Below are 17,886 nucleotides of genomic sequence, written 5' to 3' on the forward strand. Positions count from 1 at the left end.
CTGGATCTGACGATCGTGATACCGTGTAATACTTGGAAAAAGATTTGTCAGCTTAACGGTGTATCACACGGAACAAAGGAAGCAGATTATCCGTGTAATATATGGAGAGCGGAGAATGCACAAAAAAGATTTTAAGAGTACAGGCTCTTCGGTGTAATACATGGAAGAAGAGCGCTATTCAAATAGGACTTACGGTGTAATACACGGTGGGGGCTGATGTTGAAATGGGACATTCAATTCCGTGTCTTATTGTCAAGGAGTGCTGATTTTATAGGGGGAAGACGTAATTATGTAGGGCTTTGCACTTGTTCTAGCTGATAAAGGGACTCAGGCATTTTTATTAAGGAGAGAATTTGTTTTTGCAGATCGGACAGAGGCGTGATGAAGATGGTAGAATCAGGGAGAAAATAGAGAGTTAAATTGCAAAAAGCCTTAAGCATTCGCTCCGCAGATGGGCGATTGGTTTTTCGCTTTGGATTGCCATCATAAAGACCAGCTAAAGATTGTTGAGTTTGCTCAAGAGCCAGCCGTACCACAAACTCCATTACTGTAAATACGCGCAAAGCTATGTTCAAAATGAACATTAAGCCAGTAATTCGGTCTTCGTTTTGGAAGTAAATGGGTAAGGCTGGCAAAGAACCTCTTTTAAAACGGTGAAACCCACGCTCCAAAAGCCATTCATCCCGGTAATACATTACAGCTTGTGGTAGGGTCAGTCGAGTGGTCGGGGCATTGGTGACATACAATCGCCATCCTGCCAAGGTTTCTGCTTCCTTAATCGCAGTATCAATCGGATGTATATGAAGTTGAAGACATATCTTAGTCACGCACTCAGTTGGAGAGTTTTTTGATGGTCGTCCCCGTCCGACATGGCGAGTTTGGTGAGTGATTTCTTCTGTAATTGTGGTTGAGAAAAAATCGTTGACACGATAGCGCGTGAGAATGTTTTCTACTTTCTGGGTGAGTTGAAAGCGATCCTCTCCTGGTTTGGCTGCTAATTTATCCAGAGCAGTTTGTGCATTGTTAATGCGTTGCTGTTGACCACGGATAATAGATGCTGCAAGGCTTTGGGAATAAACTACTAAGTAGCGTTCATGCCAACGTACCCACTTGTTAGTTTCTTCGTTGAACCAAAACTTGCCTAACTCTACTTCAAAGCCTTTTCCCACAGCAGGTTCTTCTTCATCAAGTCGCGGTAAACGAATCTCCACAGTTTCTGCTGGCGGGGAGAGTACCCATTGCTTCAGATATTGGGGGTGTTGCCCACTCATGGGTACAGGAACGCAGTAAATCCCTCGGTTTGCTGCAATGGTGGCGCGGGTTGCAATCGAGCCTGCTTTACAATCAGCGATGAAGACAAAATTTTTGTGTCCAATCACCTTTACCATTTGTTGCCAGGTAGGAAAATATAATGGATCATCAGCTCCATTCCCTTCTAGGGTGGCACTGACCAAAGGCATTCCCATTGGGTCAAGGGTTGCTAGTAATTGACGGTATTGCAGCAAGTCTGGGCGAAAATCTTTGGAGTACCCATGACGCAGTAGACTTTCTTCTGGCGATTCTCCCTGTTGATGATTCACACTAAAACTAGTTGTATCAGCTCGTGCCACAACAGTCGGCAATTCGTAGGCACGAATTAGATGCCGTCCTAGCTTTACTTCTATTTCCAACCTGGCTTGTGACTGCAACCCTAACTCTTCGACTACCCTTGCTAATCGGTCATCACTGGCATCTTTTTCCCCTATCGACCACCCCGTACTTAACTCTAAAATCGTTCGATGTGTTTGCACCCAAGGTTCCACAGCAGACAACCTATGGTCTGACTCGGTGATGATATATGTTAATAACAATACACTCAATTGTCCGTAGCTCAGTCCTTTGTGGTTTCCGTGGGGTTCCCTCAGTTTTTGGTCAATACATTTGGCTAGATCCATCTGTTTGAGCCATTCCACGATTAACGGAATATCGTCTATCCGCTCGGAACTTATTTCCACTGTTTTTCCTCTAATCTATTCGGATTCTTGTGTATACTAGCTAATTAGTGCTGCAATAAAATGATTCAGGGCTTTAAGTGCTGCTTTGTAGCCTGGAGCTTGCTTACCTAACTTCAATTGTAGTAAAACTTGGTCACGTAAGGTTTCAAGTGTTGCCACCAACAGTGGCGTAGTCGCAAGTTCAACAACAGTAGTTTTGGCTTGATTTATCGGCTCTTTTTCCCATGTAATACTTGGACTAGCATTGTCCCTAAGCACCTGTTCCAAGTAATCAGATCTAGTCATACCAAAACATTCAGCTGCGATCCCCAAAGCTTTCCAGGTATCATCAGTTAATCTTAGTGAGCGCACTTGACGATAATCATCGTCCTTGAGCGCGAACTTCCCTTGAATGTCCCGCTTCAACATTACTCTACTCTTCTCCCGTGTATTACACCGTAATTTTAACCCTTAATCGGTATCTTTCGGACGTAATATGAAGAATTACACCCAGGGCATATTTCTGCGCGATACGGCTTGAGCCGTTAAGCTTCGCTTATCGCCTCCTTCGATGTATTACACGGAAAGACCTGACCCCTCTTACCGTGTAATACACCGTTGGGCTGACAAACCCTTCCCCAAGTATTACACGGTATCACCACTATCAGATCCACAATCACGTTGAAACCTTACACAGTAAGGCATTAATTCCTCTCACCCTTTCAACCAGGAGCAAACGCACAGCAATAAAGTCTGACACTGAAACCCTACTAAAAAAGACACTGCTCCGCTGCTTTTGGGTAGAAAACCCTTTGTTAAAGGGCAATTCCGGTAAATCTAGGTGATAACTTTATTGTCATTGGCATCCCCCTAAAAAAGGTGTGAGTTCAGTTCAGGGTAAAACTTTATTGTCAATTCAGGTTGTACAGCGCACGTAAAATCAAGGTTTCTGGGTAATACCACTCTTAGAACATTATTGTTTCTCTACACCGTGTATTACACCGAAAGTCAGTGCGATAAGCACCATGAGCGGCTTGCGCCGAAGCGATAAGCCGGGGGAGGCTTGCGCGATCGAGCGATCGCAGTCTTTTTTGTGAATTCTCTGTATTTCCATGTATTACACGGAACGTTTGATTTCCCTCGTACCGCGTAATACACCGTTAAGCTGACAAATCTTTTTCCAAGTATTACACGGTATCACGATCGTCAGATCCAGAATCACGTTAAAACCTTAGTGTGTAAGGTTTTAATTCGTCCCCCCCCTCACAAAATGAGCGAACGTACAGTTTAATCTCAACTTGCGACGTATTAACGATGCGCTTGGAGCGCAAGGACAGTCTCTCAACAATTACCTCGGTCAGCAAAAGACATATAACGATAGAGGAGTGCCAAAAACAGTTACTCTTACCCTTTCCGGTATTCTAGCTGGAGCACATTTGAGAGGTCCTTTTGGAGTCGCTAACCTTTTATTGAAAAATGAAGTTTCTCAGGATGAATTTGGAACTTCTATACTCCGGTATGTGGAAGAATATGGCGGTTACAATGTTTCGCCTGTAGATTTCTCTTAAGTTGAAAGTCTTGGTAGGGGCGCGGCGGCCTTGCGCCCTTACATCTTTATCGGAGATGTCTTTTGGGTATCCACTTCAGGTATCAGTATACGTGCGAGAGGTGAAATAGCATAACCGAATAATTCGTAATTGTACGAACAAATTTTGTCCGGACTGTACACCAAGTTTGTCCTACTGCTTATAGCTATGCTTACGACGACGTAAACGGTTTGCACGACTGTCCAACGCAAAAAAGCTTTGATGTAACGCTGTGTCCGGTAGGACGTTAACGATGTCAAAAACTGGAATGAATAACAATATTAGTTGGTATTGACAATTATCATCCTGGCTCAAGTCCAAGCTTGCGATCGCTCATCACTGGTAACTCATGATTGTTGTTAAATATTCTGACTTTTCACGGGATGTGAAAAGTCAGAATTATTGTTTAATAGACATAAAAAAAATATTTACATCCTTACTTAAAATAATTCATTTTTTTCTTGATTGCAATCTAAAAATAATTAATTGTAGATCGTATTAAAAAGACTATTATTGTTATTAGAAAATAACAAAGCATTTTAGCAAGTAAATTATGTTTTGTATTTTCATAAATCTGCATACAAGATATTTTGTAAAGTCAATATTAAGAAAAATGTATGTTGGGTTGAGGAACGAAACCCAACATTGCGTTGAATTATTGGATGTCAATTTGTTCTATTACACAGGACATTTGGCGTTTAAGATTTACTTTATAAATAACCTCTTAAGCAGATAAAAATTAGAAGATAAGCAAAGAAAATATTCCTTAGAAAATCAAGCTTTCACTGTGGAATATTTAAGGAAATTAAAACTTAGATTCTCTTCTTGTATAGAAACCAATTAACAAATTTTTCGAGGTGTTATCATGGCTCAAATTGAATTTTTTTCGGATGCAAATTTCGCTGGAGCGACTTCAGGTGTACTTACAGATTTAACAAGTGCCTTCGTTGGAGATTTTTGGAATGACAAAATCTCATCAATTAAAGTCTACTCCGGTACTTGGCAGTTCTTTGAGAACGCTAACTTCGAGGGAAGAAATTTTCAACTTCAACCTGGTGAGTACTCCTTTATAGATGCTGCATTTAATGATACTATTTCGTCTTTCAAACCGACTACTGAAACTTCGACTTTTGCTGAAGAGATTTTAAATGCTCATAACAAGTACAGAGCCGAAGTAGGAGTTCAACCATTGCAATGGTCAAACGATTTAGCAGCAAGTGCTCAACAGTGGGCAAATCATCTAGCTCAAACTGGGAAGTTTGAACATAGCAGATCTGGAGAAAACCTTGCTCTTGGTACTACTGGTGCTTTTTCTGTCACTCAGCTAGTAGATATATGGGGTAATGAAAAGCAACACTTTAGAAACGATATTTTCCCCAATGTCTCTAATACTGGAAATTGGCAAGATGTAGGTCATTACACTCAAGTTGTTTGGAGAAATACAACTTTTGTTGGGGGTGGTTTAGCCCGTGGCAATGGCAACGATATTTTGGTTTGTCACTACAATCCGGTAGGTAACTTTTCGGGACAACCTGTTTTCTAATGATATTCAGCAAATGCTTCCCTTGGTCATTTATAAAGTAAATCTTAAATGGCCAAATATATTGTGTAGGTTGGGTAGAGTTCCTCAATCCAACCTGCACTCCCGAACAAATTCAAATGCAATACTCATGACTAAGAACCTTTATGCACTATTAGTTGGCATTGACAACTATCATCCTGACTCAAGTCCAAGCGTGCGATCGCTTACAGGTTGTCTCAATGACATTAAAGCAATAGAATCATACTTGCGCGATAGAATTTCCTCTGGAAGTGAATGGAAACTTGTAGAATCTACAGATGTTCCCTGGATTCTTACCAACGAAAAAGCCACCCGTCAAGCAATTATTAATGGTTTTGAACAACATTTGTGCAAGGCAGATAGCGATGATGTCGTACTATTTTACTATGCAGGTCATGGTTCCCAACAAAAAGTACCAGAAGCTTTTTCTCATTTAGAAGCAGACAATTATAATGAAACGTTAATTTGCTATGATAGCCGCACAAAAGGTAGTTGGGACATAGCAGATAAGGAATTGGCATATTTGATTTCTCAAGTGTCAAAGAACAATCCACATACTGTTGTGATTTTGGATTGCTGTCACTCCGGGACTGGGACAAGAGACTCAGAAATCGTTCGTCAGGCTCCTGGCGATGAACGTCAACGCCCCTGGGATAGCTTTATTTTTGCCAATGACTCGGTTGCATTAGAGGAATTAGCTTCTGCGAATAACCAAGACAAGAAGATGAAATGGCGGGGATTTCAGGGGAAACATATTGCGATCGCCGCCTGTCGTTCTGATGAAACAGCGAAGGAGTATACGGGAGATGACGGTCAACGGCGAGGCGCTTTTTCCTATTTCCTCACGGAAACCTTGAAAAAAACCAATAGTGGTATATCCTATCGAGATTTGGTGAGGAATGTGAATGCTTTGGCTATCGGTCAAGTCAAGGAGCAGTCCCCGCAAATTGAAGCCACCGACGCAGAGGAACTCAACCAGCTTTTCCTGGGTGGTGCTATTGACGAACGCTCTCAATACTTTACTTTAAGCTATAACACCAAGCAGAAAAGTTGGGTCATTGACAGTGGTGCTTTGCACGGTATTCCAAATTCATCCAAAGGTGGAGATACCTTGCTAGCGATTTTTCCCGTAGGAAGCAACGCAGAGGAATTGCACCAACTGCAAAACGCGATCGCTGAAGCTAAAGTGACGAATGTGCTACCACAGATGAGCCAAGTGGAAATTACCCGTGACAGTGGCTTGTCTCAAAACCAAGCTTATTGGGCAGTTATTACAAGTTTACCATTGGCTCCCTTAAAAGTTTACATTCAGGATGATACGGGAGAAAAAACAGGGATAGAACTGGCTCGCCAAGCTCATAAAGAAGCGGGTCTCAATCAAAATCCTTCATTGTATGTAGAGCTAGTAGACTCTCCTAAGGATGCATACTGCACCCTATCAGCCGACAACGGTCAATACTGGATTAAAAAAGACAATCGAGCGTTAGTTGCTCCCATTCCAGAACAGTCAGATAGGGTAGGTTATACAAGCGATCGCGCATTAAAAGCGATTCAACGGTTAGAACATATTGCTCGGTGGAACAACATTCTCACACTGGAAAGTCCACCTAAAAGTCTCATTAAACCAGACCAAATAGAGATGTCCGTTCAAATCCTTTCCGGACAAGATGTCTCTGCTTCTCCTAACGGGGTAGAAAAACGGGTGCAATACACGTATGAAGACGCTGAATGGAAAGCGCCAGTCATACAAATCAAACTCACTAACAACAGTTCGAGAACCCTCTATTGCAACGTACTGGAACTCTCAGAAAGCTACGGTGTTTACTTACCCTTTTTTGATGAAAGAAGTAGTATAAGTATCCCAGCCTACGCAAGCATCGAAAGTGAGTGTGAATTTTACATACCAGATGATTTCTTAGAACGAGGAGTCACTGAGTATAAAGAGATATTTAAGCTGATTGTCAGCACTGCAGAATTCGACGCCGGGGTGTTAGAACAAGATGGGCTAAATCCACCACCACAAACTCGTTCGTTGGGACTACCTGACAGTACTTTCAATCTTTTATTGGATCGCGTTAACACCCGCGAACCGGGTAACTCAAGCAGAAAGCTGGATGATTGGATGACAAAGAGCATTGCAGTCACAATTGTGCATCCGCAAGATGCTGTTCAAATTCAGCCCAATAAAAGTACCACTTTACTGGATGGAGCCGTTCAACTGCAACAGCATGCCAGGTTATAAGCAAAAGCAAAAAGGCTAATTATGACAACAAGACAGTGAAACTATGGAGACAAGATAGAAAATTATACAAAACTTTACACGGGTATAGCGATCGCGTTTATGCACTGGCTTTTAGTTCTGATGGTAAAACCATTGCCTCAGCCAGTACTGACAAGACTGCGATTCTCTGGAATTTAGATCTCGCTTTAGATTTAGATGAATTGCTGTCCTATGGTTGCCATTGGGTGCGCGATTATCTCGATCGCAATCCCAATGGTCAGAAAGAGCAAGCGGTGTGTCTCCCTGAATGAAAAACATTATCCACCAAACAATCAAGAGGTAAACAAATGAACGCACTTATCAACGACACCACTTTTGAAGACATTAAAGTTTGTATAGAAATCCCACCAGATATGTCTGAAGAAGCGCAAAAACTAGCGTTTGAAGAGAACCCACTCAACGCAGAAGCGATCGATAATTCATCAGACAGAATGGCGCTCATTACCGGGAAAAAATGGCAACCCGGTCGCACTCTGCGCGTTCGTTTTTTAGATGGAGACCCTGTCGTTCAGACGAAAATTGCAGCCATAGCCCAACAGTGGACTCAATACGCTAACATCAAGTTAGTTTTTGGAAATGACCCCGATGCTGAAATTCGCATCTCATTGGAACCAGGAGGCTCCTGGTCATATCTTGGTACCGATGCTTTAAATATTTCAAAAAACCAACCCACAATGAACTATGGATGGTTAAAACCAGATTCATCCGACCAAGAATATATGCGAGTTGTACTCCATGAATTTGGTCATGCTCTCGGTTGCATCCACGAACACCAGCACCCACAAGCTGGAATTCCTTGGAATCGGGATGCTGTTTACCGTTACTATAAAGAGACTAATAATTGGGATAAAGAACAAGTAGACCACAATATTTTCCGACGCCTCGGTACTGACATCACGCAATTTTCCCAGTACGATAGAGAGTCCATTATGCATTATGCAATTCCCAAAGAGTTGACAATTGGAGGTTTTGAAGTCCCTTGGAATACCCAACTCTCAGCCACAGATAAAAATTTCATGCGTCAAATGTACCCAGAAGGAACGGTAGGGTCAAATAGAGTCGTGATTTACTCAGACCGTGACTTTCAAGGAAGAAGCCAAGAGTTAGAGCCAGGTAAATATGATGTCAATCAACTCGCTATTGGAAATGACCATTTAAGTTCGTTAAAAGTGCCGTCAGGGCTTCAAGTCATCCTCTACGAACACGCTGGATTTCAAGGCAGAACTAAGGTGTTTGCATCTGACACGCCCTATGTTGGCGATGACTTTAACGATTTTGCCTCTTCCCTTGAGATACAAGCTGCATGAATTGGGTTGAAGTAAGGGCGCAAGGTCTTGCGCCCCTACCAAAGGTGGTCTATCTACCTGAAAATGGCTGTAATATCATGTTCTGCTAATGACTTATAAATTACAGCAGTTTCCAGATAAATGAACTAAACTATGCTCTTGTGGTACCTCATATGTTGCACCTGTAAGGGGAACCCGCAAATCAGCAAATAAAGAGGCAAAAGTGTTACAAGGAGAAATGAAATCTGCTTAAGTATTGCTTAGTTACTAAATTAACTCAAAGTATGAATACTATTCCTGAAAAATACTGAGAGAATTATCATCAAGCTTTTTTAAAAAATGATAATCATGGACTGGAGGTAGAGGTGGCTCCCGACGGGAGCCACCTCTACCTTTGCGATAGCGACTTTACCCGACACCCATCCTTACCGAGCACGGGCTTTGTTTATTGAGAGTATGCGTAAAATTTGACTCCTCAAAACTTTTCAAACACTCTTTTAACTTTTAACGATTATATTTCTAATAATTTACAAAAATCTCACCAGTTCCTCACGTTTTATAGATATTTTAGTAAAACAAGAGTGTAAAAGGAAAAATATGAGTTTAATTGATGCTCCCAATTTAACAACCATTGGCAGCCAGCAATGTATTAGTTAATAATAGAAAGCGAGGTGCGGAATGTGGGTTAATAGCAATGAATAAAAACTTCTAACAATTATAAAATCAGAAAAATTATCATGAAGAAGGTAATTTTTGAGCAAATTGTTGAATCAGTAAAATCCATCTTGAGTTCAAAGAACTTTAAAAGCAATTTTGTTGGTAATCTCATCAAATCTAAGCCTTATTTGTTTTTATTGCTGACTATTACCACTGGAGGAATTTCTATAGGGAATATTATGATTTCTGGGCAAATTCTTCCCGCTCATGCTAGAGTATCTAGGGTGGTGGAAGTTGTTATCCAGAATATACCTCAAAATTTCCAATTATACCCTGGACAAGCTCTTAGACTTATTTGTCGTGGTGTTGGATATGGTTCACCAGGAGACCACACTGCTTATTTTTATCGACGACTTTCTCAAAATAGTTGGCAAGATTTGGGATACCGAAGAATACCATTCGGTAGACAAATAACTACAGGTCCTTTTAGCGCAGGCACTTACTACTACAAAATTGTTAGCCAAGCAGAAGTGACAAAAAAAGGTTACTTTACAGTTAGATAGACCAAAAAATGATGACCGAAACTGTTGCAACTGAATTAAAACCGATCCCCTTTAAACATGATATAGAAAGGTTTACCGAAGGCTTTACAGGTCGTAAGTGGGTCTTTGAGAAAATTGACCTATGGTTGCAACACAAAAAACAAAGGTTCTTCATTTTGACTGGAGAACCAGGGGTGGGCAAAAGCGCGATCGCAGCTTATCTTACACAAACTCGCAAAGACGTTGGTGCCCATCACTTCTGTATTGCTCGACAAATTAGCACCATTGAGCCAAACAATGTGCTGTTGTCTCTGGCTGCTCAACTAATCAAATACTTCCCCGACTATGGAGCAGCTCTAATTAATACGGTTAAGCCCTTATTCTTGCAAGTCAATGTGGAAATTAAGATTGAGAATATTAAGGACAGTCATGTTCAGGGTGTGGTGATTAATAACCTGCACATTCACTATCCGAAGCAAGCTCTTGATATTATACTGCGTCAAGCACTTGCAGCATTGCCCAAGCCGCCAAAAGACCCTATCTTAATTTTGATCGACTCTCTGGACGAAGCAGTCACCTACAGCAATGAGAATAATCTAGTAACATTGCTTTCTAATGTTGATGACTTACCTGAATGGGTACGTTTTATTCTAACTTCGCGCTCAGATCAACAACGGGTACTCAGTTACTTTCAGACTCTCAATTCCTACCACTACCATTTGAACGAACTCTCAGAAGAAAACAAAAGGGATATTTATCAATATGTAGAGCAGAGAGTGTTAAGTGAGCGAATACAGGAGCAAATCTATACATTTAATGTACAGACTGAAACTTTTATCAATCAGATCACTGAACTATCAAAAGGCAATTTTCTTTATACAAAAGTATTGTTAGATGATATTGAACTGGGTGGACAACCCATTAATAATCTAGCTGTCCTACCAAAAAGCCTGGATGAATTGTATCACAACTTTCTGTTACGCCTTAAAGATAAATGGGAAGGTAAGTATCAACCCCTTTTCGGAATCTTAACTGTCACAAAAGCACCTGTAACTGAAGAAGAGTTAGCTAATTTGCTCAATGAACAGCTAAATGAGACTGAATTGAGACAGCATTTAGGAGTTGTACAGCAGTTTCTTGATGTTTTTCAAAATGAGCGTGCGGAAAAAACTTATAGCTTGTTTCACCAATCGTTGCCAGAATATTTGAGCAATAAGGAAAAGAGTGGGGTTTTTTACTGCTCACCTAAGGATGGACATCGGCAAATTATCAACTACTGCTGGCAGTATCATCCCAATGACTGGCGGGAGTGCGATCGCTATGGTTTGCAATATCTAACTATTCACCTAGAGGATATGGCTGCTCTAGAAAATCCACCAATTAAAGCCAAAAAGTATATTGAACAACTGCATCAACTACTAGCAACTGAATTTAATGGAAGTAATGCCTGGTTTGATGCCAAAAATTCAATAGGAGATACATTGGGCTTTGTGGCAGATGTGGCACGTGCTTGGCGAATAGCTGAAAAAGAATTTACTACTTCCCAATCCTCCCAATCAATAGTTTTGCAATGCCGTTATGCCTTAATAACCTCATCCATCAACAGTTGGTCTGGCAATCTTCCAACTGAATTGGTTATAGAATTGGTAAAGAAAGACTTAGCTAAGGGCTTGCCTTATTTCCGACAACTACTATCCAATCAACAAATAGATTTACAGATTCTCAGTCAACTCAAACCTCAAGCATTAGAACTTAAATTAGTAGAAAAACTCTTACAGGTAGTAGAGCAAATTTCAACTAAGAGTTACCAAGCTGAGATTAAATCTGCCCTGGCAAAATACTTACCCCAAGAAGAGTTATTAGAGATTTTAGAAACAATAAAATCAATTGAGAATGAGGAAAACAGAAACCAAGCTCTAAGAATGTTACTTCCCTACTTGTCTTTGGAGCAATTCTCAAAGGCTTTAGAGGTAGCAAAAGGAATCTCTAATCAATTCGATCAATCTCAAACTTTAACTATGCTGCCACAATATTTCCAACAGTCCAGGGAATTGTTAGTAAATGTTTTAGAAAGGTCAAAAACATTTCATGGACAGTATCGAGCTGATATTGTGATGGGACTAGCACGCTATTTACCAGAGGATTTACTACCACAAGCTTTGGAAATAGCGCTGGATGTGCACGATCCGGTTGCAAATGAGTATTCTCGATCTCGCGCTCTGAGTGGATTAGCTACTGCTCCTTCGTTAAGTATAGACCTTGTAGAGAAAATTCAGAGAGCGACCGCAGCCTTTCAACAGAATCATCAGACTCTAGTGCTGAGTGCATTATTACCACACTTACCCTCAGACCAACTAGACAAGATTTTAGAAAAAGTACACGCACTTAAAGATGAGTCTTACAAATGTGAAGTTCTGTGTACACTAGCGTCATGCTTACCCTCAGAGCAATTACATCAAATTTTGCAAGAGGTACAGGCGTTTCAAGATGAGTTCTACAAATGTGAAGTTCTGTGTACACTAGCATCATGCTTACCCTCAGAGCAATTACATCAAATTTTGCAAGAAGCACAAACATTTAATTATGAATCTCATAAATCTCAACTTTTCAGTGCAATAGCACCTCACTTGCCCTCAAATCAGCTATATGAAATTCTACAAGAGGTACAGGATCTGAAAAATGAGTTTGACAGAGTTTTGGCTTTGAAAGGAATAGCTACTACTCCCAACTTAACAGTAAACCTGATAAGAAATATCCAGCAACAGGCAGAAGCATTTCAAAATCAAGACAATAAATATCAAGTTCTGAGTTCTATAGCAACATCCTTGTCCTCAGAACAAATATCAAAAATTCTGCAAGAAGCGCAAGCAATTGAGGATGATTATTACCAAACTAAAACTATTAGATATTTGTTAGCTCAGTTGCCATCAGAGCAACTACTTAAGGTTATACAAGAAGTAGAGCTATTAAAAGAGATACAGGCCATTGACTATGAGTATTACCAACATTTAACTTTGGACGAATTCACAAGTTGTTTGCCTTCCAATCAAGTATACGAAATTCTACAAAGGGTAAAGGATCTGGAAAATGAATTTGACAAAGTTTTGGCTTTGAAAGGAATAGCTACTACTCCCAACTTAACAGTAGACCTGATAGAAAATATTCAGCAACAGGCAGAAGCATTTCAAGCTCAAGACAACAGAATTAAAGTTTTAAGTGCTTTAGCAACGTACTTGTCCTCAGATCAAATATCTAACATTTTGCAAGATGTGCAGGCAAGTGACAATAAGGATAAAGCTGAGGTACTCAGTACACTCGCATTACGTTTGCGCTCAGATCAGCTAGACAAGATTCTACAAGAGATACAGGCACTTGACGATAAGTATTTTCAAGTTCAGGTTCTTAGTAAACTAGCATTCCGCTTACCCTCAAACCAACTACATAATCAACTACATAAAAAGCATAAAGCTCAAGTTGTCAGCATTCTGAAACCGCATTTACCTCCAGAGCAACCACATCAGCTTCTACAAGAGATACTGGCATTTGAAGATGATTCTTTTAAAGCTTTGGCTTTAAGTGCGCTAGTACCTCACTTACCCTCAGACAAACTACCAGATGTGCTGAAGATAACACTATCAATTGAGAATGATTTTTATCGTGCCAACGCTTTGAGAGTAATAGCAATCATATTAGCAAAGCTTTCTCACGCTGACATTTACAAAATTTGGTGTGAGATGCTTCACACCTTAGCTACTAACAACCGTAGAAGTTTGTTATCTGATTTTCGGGAATTAGCCCCCGTCATTTCTTGTTTAGGCAAGGATGAAGCAATAGTGAAAATATGTCATTCCATAAAAGATATAGGGAGGCAGTGGCCATGAACATATGGGTGTAGTCAAAAGTAGTTGGTAAGTAAGCGTTAAGCGTAGCTCTGCCGTAGGCAATCGCTTAATATCTGCCAGACAAATATAATATAATCGCCTTAGGTGGGATGGGGAGGTGGAGCAATGCTCCACCTCCCCATCCTCAATTTTTCTTGGTGCAAGATGTGAGCGCCCCACGAGGGGGAAGTCAAAAGTCAAAAGTCAAAAGTCAAAAGTATAAACCCCCTCGCAACAAATGAAAGAAGCACATTTTTATTAGCTTTGGCGAAAGCCTTACTGGATAAGGGTTACAAAATGTGCATCTTAGGAGTAGACCGGAAAGGGGTTGAACCGAGGGTGTCCCTTTTTGACTTCAGTAAACTATCAAATCACTTGTTTTTCTACCTCCCGATTGGCTCTTAACTACTAATCTGTAATGCCCTCGATTAAGGCGTAGCTGTCTGGTTCTGTCACCATATGGTACATTTGTTCTATGTACCAATCTCCAACCATCGGTAAATCTTTGATATAGTTCAGCAACGTGGTCTACTTTTCTACCATATCCTCCACCTTGACAGACAATTTGAATAGCATCACTAGAGTACATCTGGAGCTTCGCGGGTAGATTCTGGACAAACAATTGATAGAATCTTGAATTAGCCTGGACTGGAGGAATTTGATCGGGAATGATACTACTTCCGATAAAAAATCCTCCAGTACTAACAGTAAGCAATATCAACAAATAAAGCTTAGATTTGATAAACTTACTAACTAAAAAACTTTTCAAATGCTTTAAATAGAAGCTAGATTTTACTATTTTATATGGTTGTTGGTTCAGCATTTTCTTACCTCTAAGTAATCTTATTCTTGTTAGAATCATTGGCAAATAAGGCGAAAAATTTCTAAATTTCAATTATGGCAAGTATTTTAGTGATTTTTAACGTTATTTACCAATAAGTCCATTAACTTATACAACGGCTAATTTGGAAATTACGGATTTTTCCACCTGAATTTTCACATTAGAGACAAGTTAAAAACAAGGGTATTTTGTTTTTAACTTGTCTCCAATAACCAGAATCAGAAATAACGCCTATGCTTTTTCGATCGCAACTACTTGAACGTCAGAATTTTCTATATCGTCAGCTACTAACTTTCCCCCAATGTAAGTAGCTTTAACAACTTCTTCAATTTTTATAACACTAAACTTTCCTCCCTTAATATTCTTAATCTGCGCTTCACCCTCTACTCGCAAATCATTTGCTGTTGGTAATTCTCTTTTGGTAATTTCTGGGAAAACAATTCCATCAGAGGAACGCATATAAAGCACGGGTATAGCCCATTCATATCCTTGCTTTGCCTGATTATACATTTCTCGTCGTCCCAGAGATACAGCTTCATCAAGGGTTAGTCCAGCTGCTAAAGCAGTGTAAAATCGCTTACTAAAGGCGATCGCTTCATTATCAAACACCTTATACTGCATCGCTAGCACTGCTGGTATACCCTGTTTCATCAAAGCAGGTGCAATTCCAGTCCAAGGAGAAAAATCATCACTTCGTCCAGTTTCACAAGCGCCCAATACTGCTACTCTGACACCAGCTTGCCGTAAATGTATTGCTAGTTCATTAGCGGGAAATAATTCATAGGCATCTTCTGTTTCCTTGCTAAGCAAAAGTAGATTCCCTATGCCTCTAAAGTCTTCTATTTCCAATGAAGCTGAAAGAAAACTAGCTTGTTTTTTTTGCAATATATTCAACTCTAATTCACTGATTACAAACCTCGTTTTTTCAGGAGAATTAGAAATCTTTTCTTCTGTAAATACACCATGACCAGCAAAGTGAAAGAAATCTGCCCCTTTATGTAATTCAGAAATCAAATTATCAACCGTTGGATTATTGAGAAAAGGTTGCCAACTTAAGTTAATTCCCTTAACATCAAATCCTTTTAATGCTTTCTCTATAGCTTTCTGTTCCATTTTCAATTGCAGGTTTCCTATTGGGTCTGCTGTCACTGCTAAAAGACGCAGACTTGCTTGATTCTCTTTCTGAATCTCCAATGGAGAAGAATCTACCGACTCATAGCGTACCATCGAATATTTAGGATTTAGAACTAAGAAATTATCATAGCTATCTTCATCTTCAGGCTGAGGCAAATAGCAGAATTCCCAAGGGATTTGAGCTAGTTTTGAATGCTTAATCACTAGCCGTATGCGAATGCAACCGTCTTGACCTGCTTTTTCAATTGCTCTTTGAAATAAATTGGTAATCTCTGATGATGGAAATAATCGTGCTGTTATTTGTTTCCCAAACTTTACTAATTCTGAAAGTGGAAGATTATTTTTTCTTTCTAGCCTTATCAAATGCTCTTCCATTTCTTCAGAAAGATAAGGAGCTAGAAATGCTTCGCGAGTTTCACCAACATCTGAGATAGGGACAGAAACGTTGAATGTGTTGTTTGATATATCTAGGTCTCGCAACTCTAGATTGAAATCGACATATTGACGATTTTTAGCCATGATTTACTCCTTTGAATCAACTAGTCTTGAAAATAAATTTTGCTTTTGTTCCTCGCTGTTCAAAACCTTATCAACGGAAATTGTGATATTAGCTCCCAGTGTTGGCTTAATTGTATTGAGCAGACCTAGCCGTAAATAGCTAGATGACCTCGCTTAGTATCGCCAGACTTTAACAGTTTTATCTTTGCTCCCACTAGCAAAAAATTGACCATTAGGACTAAACGCTACAGATGTAATCTCTTCACTATGTTGTTCAGAAATACTATCAATTTCTTTTCCCAAGGTGACATCCCAGAGTTTAATTTTCTTATCTTTACCTCCACTTACTAGAATTTCGCTATTGGGACTGTAGGCGATAGAATTAACAGCATCACCATGTCCGGAAAGTGTGTGAAGAACTTTTCCTGTTATCACATCCCATATGTAAAGGTAATTTGCATCAACATAATTACCTTGACTGGCTCCACCGCTTGCTAAAGTTTTACCGTCAGGGCTAAAAGCGATCGATTTAATTAAATCTAGTTTTTTTTCTATAAGTATATTATTGATTGGTTTCTGAGTTTTTAAATCCCAAAGCTTGATATTTCCTTTCATATCCCCACTTGCAAGAACACGATTATCAGGGCTAATAGCCAAAGTATTAACTGGATTGGGATGTGGTAGAGTACTTAATTCTTTCTCTGTGTCTACAACCCAAAGTTTAATAGTATTATCCTGACTAGCACTAGCAATAAGTTTGCTATCAGGGCTAAAAGCGATCGCATGAATTCTTCCCTTTTGAAACTGACTATGTCCTTGAAAAACTTTCTCTAAATGCAAATGCTTTGTAAACCACAACTTAATACAATTATAATCACCTAATTTAATCAGGCTACTAGCAAGAAATTCTCCATTAGGGCTGAAAGCCACCGATCTATCACTATCAAAATCCAATTCAGGGAGAAGGGGAAGTCCTTTATCAATGGATTCGGGACATTCAGGCTTACTTAAGGTCGCTATTTCAACTAGGTAGTTATAGCTTTTAATAGCAATTGTTTGTCCATCTGGGCTAAAAGTAATAGAAGTTACCTTGCGCTTGGTAGGGATATTAAGTAATAATGAAACTTTAGATTTAACCTGAAATGGCTTTAATTCTTCAAGTTTTAAAGTGCTAATTTCATCTGTATCTAACAAGAAAGCTTCAGAAGGAATGGCAGGTGAAGGAGTGCTGTCATGCCAAAATTTGCTATAATTTATCTTCAGACGTTCATGAACTTGTTCCAGATTAGCGTTGCTTACAGTGAGCTTGCCAAGTTTTTGATAAACAATGCCCTCTAATAAATAAATTTCTCTCCCAAATGAGTCTTTAAGTATTTGATTCCCACCTTCAGGATTGATATCTCTTTCTGTCGCCTCGATCACTCGAAAAATAATGGTGAAGTCCCCAGCATCAGAACCTTGAACTTTACGAACAAAAGCAGATCCGGGCTGAGTTAAATCACCATCAGCAACCTTAGCCAACAATTTGGAAACACCAGCTTGACAAATAAAATCAGGAGCTACTACAGTTCTATAGTCAAGGTATCGATTGCGGCTTATAAGAAAAGCCCAAGCCTTGATGCTCATATTCCTATTCCTCCCTAATT

The 17,886-nt window shown here is 39.8% G+C and carries 13 protein-coding genes; 7 read left to right on the forward strand and 6 right to left on the reverse strand.

Annotated features, from left to right (window positions below; translation table 11 throughout):
* Positions 1 to 287 precede the first annotated feature (287 nt).
* From F7734_RS17675 to F7734_RS17685, 3 genes are all read right to left on the reverse strand, one after another.
* Positions 288 to 1,994, reverse strand: coding sequence for an IS1634 family transposase (locus F7734_RS17675; protein WP_166481969.1), 1,707 nt, complete (start codon positions 1,992 to 1,994; stop codon positions 288 to 290).
* A 36-nt stretch (positions 1,995 to 2,030) separates the two neighbouring features.
* A complete protein-coding gene (locus F7734_RS17680; RefSeq protein WP_155745916.1) occupies positions 2,031 to 2,402 on the reverse strand; it encodes a hypothetical protein in 372 nt (123 codons plus the stop codon).
* A gap of 544 nt (positions 2,403 to 2,946) precedes the next feature.
* Positions 2,947 to 3,087 carry a hypothetical protein gene (locus tag F7734_RS17685; protein WP_155745917.1) on the reverse strand — a complete coding sequence of 47 codons (141 nt, stop codon included), beginning with the start codon at positions 3,085 to 3,087 and terminating at the stop codon, positions 2,947 to 2,949.
* A 184-nt stretch (positions 3,088 to 3,271) separates the two neighbouring features.
* Here F7734_RS17685 and F7734_RS17690 point away from each other — a divergent pair, with 184 nt between their 5' ends.
* The 7 genes from F7734_RS17690 to F7734_RS17725 all read left to right on the forward strand — a co-directional run bounded on the left by F7734_RS17690 (position 3,272) and on the right by F7734_RS17725 (position 13,767).
* Entirely contained in the window at positions 3,272 to 3,541 is a 270-nt protein-coding gene (locus F7734_RS17690; protein WP_243146938.1) for a hypothetical protein, read from the forward strand.
* A gap of 883 nt (positions 3,542 to 4,424) precedes the next feature.
* Positions 4,425 to 5,102: a CAP domain-containing protein gene (locus tag F7734_RS17700; protein ID WP_155745918.1), complete on the forward strand. Its 678-nt coding sequence runs from the start codon at positions 4,425 to 4,427 to the stop codon at positions 5,100 to 5,102.
* A gap of 127 nt (positions 5,103 to 5,229) precedes the next feature.
* Positions 5,230 to 7,362: a caspase family protein gene (locus F7734_RS17705; RefSeq protein WP_155745919.1), complete on the forward strand. Its 2,133-nt coding sequence runs from the start codon at positions 5,230 to 5,232 to the stop codon at positions 7,360 to 7,362.
* 35 nt (positions 7,363 to 7,397) lie between these two features.
* Positions 7,398 to 7,652 carry a hypothetical protein gene (locus F7734_RS63565; protein WP_155745920.1) on the forward strand — a complete coding sequence of 85 codons (255 nt, stop codon included), beginning with the start codon at positions 7,398 to 7,400 and terminating at the stop codon, positions 7,650 to 7,652.
* Positions 7,653 to 7,688: 36 nt separating this feature from the next.
* Positions 7,689 to 8,708 carry a beta/gamma crystallin-related protein gene (locus F7734_RS17715; protein ID WP_166481970.1) on the forward strand — a complete coding sequence of 340 codons (1,020 nt, stop codon included), beginning with the start codon at positions 7,689 to 7,691 and terminating at the stop codon, positions 8,706 to 8,708.
* A gap of 716 nt (positions 8,709 to 9,424) precedes the next feature.
* Entirely contained in the window at positions 9,425 to 9,907 is a 483-nt protein-coding gene (locus tag F7734_RS17720) for a hypothetical protein (RefSeq protein ID WP_155745921.1), read from the forward strand.
* An 8-nt stretch (positions 9,908 to 9,915) separates the two neighbouring features.
* Complete coding sequence (locus tag F7734_RS17725) at positions 9,916 to 13,767, forward strand: NACHT domain-containing protein (protein ID WP_155745922.1); 3,852 nt, start codon at positions 9,916 to 9,918, stop codon at positions 13,765 to 13,767.
* A gap of 355 nt (positions 13,768 to 14,122) precedes the next feature.
* Here F7734_RS17725 and F7734_RS17730 read toward each other — a convergent pair whose 3' ends face one another.
* The 3 genes from F7734_RS17730 to F7734_RS17740 all read right to left on the reverse strand — a co-directional run bounded on the left by F7734_RS17730 (position 14,123) and on the right by F7734_RS17740 (position 17,866).
* The gene (locus F7734_RS17730; protein ID WP_155745923.1) at positions 14,123 to 14,590 is read right to left on the reverse strand and encodes a hypothetical protein; all 468 of its coding nucleotides are present in this window, start codon (positions 14,588 to 14,590) and stop codon (positions 14,123 to 14,125) included.
* A 249-nt stretch (positions 14,591 to 14,839) separates the two neighbouring features.
* Positions 14,840 to 16,261 (reverse strand): CHAT domain-containing protein, encoded by a 1,422-nt coding sequence (locus F7734_RS17735; protein ID WP_155745924.1) that lies wholly within the window; start codon positions 16,259 to 16,261, stop codon positions 14,840 to 14,842.
* Between the two features lie 153 nt (positions 16,262 to 16,414).
* A complete protein-coding gene (locus F7734_RS17740) occupies positions 16,415 to 17,866 on the reverse strand; it encodes a WD40 repeat domain-containing protein (protein ID WP_155745925.1) in 1,452 nt (483 codons plus the stop codon).
* Positions 17,867 to 17,886 lie beyond the last annotated feature (20 nt).

The sequence above is a fragment of the Scytonema sp. UIC 10036 genome, from assembly GCF_009725235.1.

What these genes read in the sequence shown, in the direction of transcription:
- F7734_RS17705 (WP_155745919.1), top strand. Translation starts at nt 5,230, where the DNA reads ATGACTAAGAACCTTTATGCACTATTAGTTGGCATTGACAACTATCAT.
- F7734_RS17730 (WP_155745923.1), bottom strand. Translation starts at nt 14,590, where the DNA reads ATGCTGAACCAACAACCATATAAAATAGTAAAATCTAGCTTCTATTTA.
- F7734_RS17740 (WP_155745925.1), bottom strand. Translation starts at nt 17,866, where the DNA reads ATGAGCATCAAGGCTTGGGCTTTTCTTATAAGCCGCAATCGATACCTT.
- F7734_RS17680 (WP_155745916.1), bottom strand. Translation starts at nt 2,402, where the DNA reads ATGTTGAAGCGGGACATTCAAGGGAAGTTCGCGCTCAAGGACGATGAT.
- F7734_RS17700 (WP_155745918.1), top strand. Translation starts at nt 4,425, where the DNA reads ATGGCTCAAATTGAATTTTTTTCGGATGCAAATTTCGCTGGAGCGACT.
- F7734_RS17735 (WP_155745924.1), bottom strand. Translation starts at nt 16,261, where the DNA reads ATGGCTAAAAATCGTCAATATGTCGATTTCAATCTAGAGTTGCGAGAC.
- F7734_RS17720 (WP_155745921.1), top strand. Translation starts at nt 9,425, where the DNA reads ATGAAGAAGGTAATTTTTGAGCAAATTGTTGAATCAGTAAAATCCATC.
- F7734_RS17715 (WP_166481970.1), top strand. Translation starts at nt 7,689, where the DNA reads ATGAACGCACTTATCAACGACACCACTTTTGAAGACATTAAAGTTTGT.
- F7734_RS17725 (WP_155745922.1), top strand. Translation starts at nt 9,916, where the DNA reads ATGATGACCGAAACTGTTGCAACTGAATTAAAACCGATCCCCTTTAAA.
- F7734_RS17685 (WP_155745917.1), bottom strand. Translation starts at nt 3,087, where the DNA reads ATGGAAATACAGAGAATTCACAAAAAAGACTGCGATCGCTCGATCGCG.